Annotated in this window: 3 protein-coding genes; 1 reads left to right on the plus strand and 2 read right to left on the minus strand. The window is 65.9% G+C overall.

The window, feature by feature from the left end; all coding sequences use genetic code 11:
- Positions 1-862, plus strand: an 862-nt coding sequence (locus ACRDUX_RS24900) for a type IV toxin-antitoxin system AbiEi family antitoxin (RefSeq protein WP_526417535.1), incomplete at its 5' end; no start/stop codon positions are given.
- Between the two features lie 118 nt (positions 863-980).
- On the opposite strand, the gene ku is transcribed toward ACRDUX_RS24900, so the two are convergent.
- On the minus strand, positions 981-1,874 hold the full coding sequence (gene ku, locus ACRDUX_RS24905; protein WP_526417537.1) for a non-homologous end joining protein Ku: 894 nt from the start codon (positions 1,872-1,874) through the stop codon (positions 981-983).
- Between the two features lie 13 nt (positions 1,875-1,887).
- A partial coding sequence (locus ACRDUX_RS24910) for a PfkB family carbohydrate kinase (RefSeq protein WP_526417539.1) occupies positions 1,888-2,410 on the minus strand: 523 nt, incomplete at its 5' end.

Below are 2,410 nucleotides of genomic sequence, written 5' to 3' on the forward strand. Positions count from 1 at the left end.
ACCATTCGTCGGCGGCGAGGCGATCCGTGACGGCATACTCACGCGCGGCAAACTGCGATGGAACTACGACGCGGTCCATCCCGGTGTGTACCTACCCGGCGGTGTCGAGCGGACGGTATTGATGAACGCCAGTGCCGCGTGGTTGTGGACAGGTCGGCGCGGCGTGATCGCCGGACGAGCGGCGGCGGCATTGCATGGCGCCAAGTGGATCGATGCGTCAACACCGATTGAGGTCATCACCGAGCACACGCGGCCGCGCGCCGGAATCATCGTTCGCGAGGAGCGGATAGCGGCCGACGAGATCACCGAGATCTGTGGTCTGCCAGTTACCTCTCTCGGGCGAACGGCGCTGGACCTGGCTCGCCACCTCGATCGCAACGCCGCGGTGACTCACCTCGACGCGTTGGCCGCGGCGACGGGGGTATTGGCGCATGACGCCCTCACGTTGGCGGAGAGGTATCGCGGGGCGCGAGGACTGCGGCGAGCCAGAGTGGCACTGGCGCTCATGGACGCTGGCGCGCAGTCTCCGAGGGAGACCTGGCTGCGGCTGCTCCTCATCGACGACGGGCTACCGGCGCCGCGCACTCAGATAAGGGTGAGTGATGGTGTGCGAAAGGCATTCATCGACATGGGGTACGACGAGCCGATGGTCGGTCTCGACTACGAGGGCGCGCACCATAGCGAGGAACGAACGCAGTACGTGCACGACATCACGCGGGCCGAGCTCATCGACCGCAAGGGCTGGGTCGACCTGCGCGTCATCGCCGAACACGGTCGGGCGTTCATCCTGCATCGGGTCCGAGAGGCCTTCGCTCGTCGTGGCTGGACTCCACCGCCGACGAATTCTGCACGGCGGTCGTGACTTCGGTGGATTCGCAGCCCGCATGCAGAAGTCGGCGATGCAATCCTCGACTTCTGCGCGAGGGCTGCGATCGCCGCAAGAACAGCAACCCTTCTGCAGAATTCGAGGCGCCGACCGCCTACTTCTTGGCAGCTGCCTTCTTCGCAGGCGCCTTCTTGGCGGCGGCCTTCTTCGCCGGGGCTTTCTTGGCGGGCTTGTCATTCTTGGCGGTGGCCCCCGACTGCCGGGCCTTCACGCTGGCTTCGAGTTTAGCCAGCAGGTCGGACACGTCGTCGGTCTCGTCGAGGTTCTCGGCGGGCTGCTCCTCGGTCGTGAAGGCTTCGCCCCCTTCGAGTTTCGCCTGAACCAGTTCGTGCAGCTGTTCCTGGTAGTCGTCGCGGAACTGGTCGGGATGGAAGTCGTCGGTCATCGACTCGACCACCTGGCCTGCCATCTTCAGCTCGGCGGGTTTGACTTCGACTTCCTTGTCCAGCACTGGGAAGTCCGGGTCGCGGATCTCGTCGGGCCACAACAACGTGTGGATCACCATGACGTCGCGCTTGCTGAAGTCCTTGACCCGCAATGCCGCCAGCCGCGTCTTGTTGCGCAGCGCGAAGTGCACGATCGCCACTCGATCGGTCTCGGCGAGCGTCTTGGCCAGCAGCACATAGGACTTCGAGGACTTCGAGTCGGGTTCCAGGAAGTAGCTCTTGTCGTACATCAGCGGGTCGAGCTGATCGGCTGGCACGAACTCGACGACCTCGATCTCGCGGCTGCGCTCCTCGGGCAGGGTGGCGATGTCCTCGTCGGTGATGATGACCGTCTGGCCGTCATCGGAGTCGTACGCCTTCGCGATGTCCCGGTACTCGACGACCTCGCCGCACACCTCGCACACCCTCTTGTAACGGATGCGGCCGTTGTCCTTGGCGTGGACCTGGTGGAACTTGATGTCGTGGTCTTCGGTCGCGCTGTAGACCTTGACCGGCACGTTCACCAGCCCGAAGGCGATCGAACCCTTCCAGATGGAACGCATGCCCAAGTATGGCTCACAGACTCATTCCCAGTTGTAGAGCGGCGCGATCCGGCAGGTCTGCGCCTGCCCGCGACACGGTCAGCGCCGATGCGAGCGCCGCCTCCTGCAGGACCCCGTCCAGGGTGTCGACGTCGATGCGGGCCAGGTCCCCCCGCCGATCGGCGCCCAGAAGGTTCAACGACCACAGTGCGTCGATGAGCCCGGTCATGAACGAGTCGCCCGCGCCGACGGTGTCGACTACCTCGACCGGGCGGGCCGCCACGCGCACCACGCCTGCGGCGCACACCGCGAACGCCCCCTGCCCGCCCATCGTCACGGCCACGATCGACGGCCCGACCGCCTGCCACGCCGTCGCGATCTGCTCGGGCGAGCGGCTGGGATCGATCCAGTACAGGTCCTCGTCGCTGACCTTCACGACGTCGGCCCGCTCGACGAGTCGGTCGATGCGGCCGATGGCCTGCGCGCGGTCGGTGATCAGGGCCGGCCGCACGTTGGGGTCGAACGTGATGGTCGCGGCCAGGTGGTAGGCCTCCAGC

This window comes from Mycobacterium sp., assembly GCF_050701675.1.
GTDB lineage: Bacteria > Actinomycetota > Actinomycetes > Mycobacteriales > Mycobacteriaceae > Mycobacterium.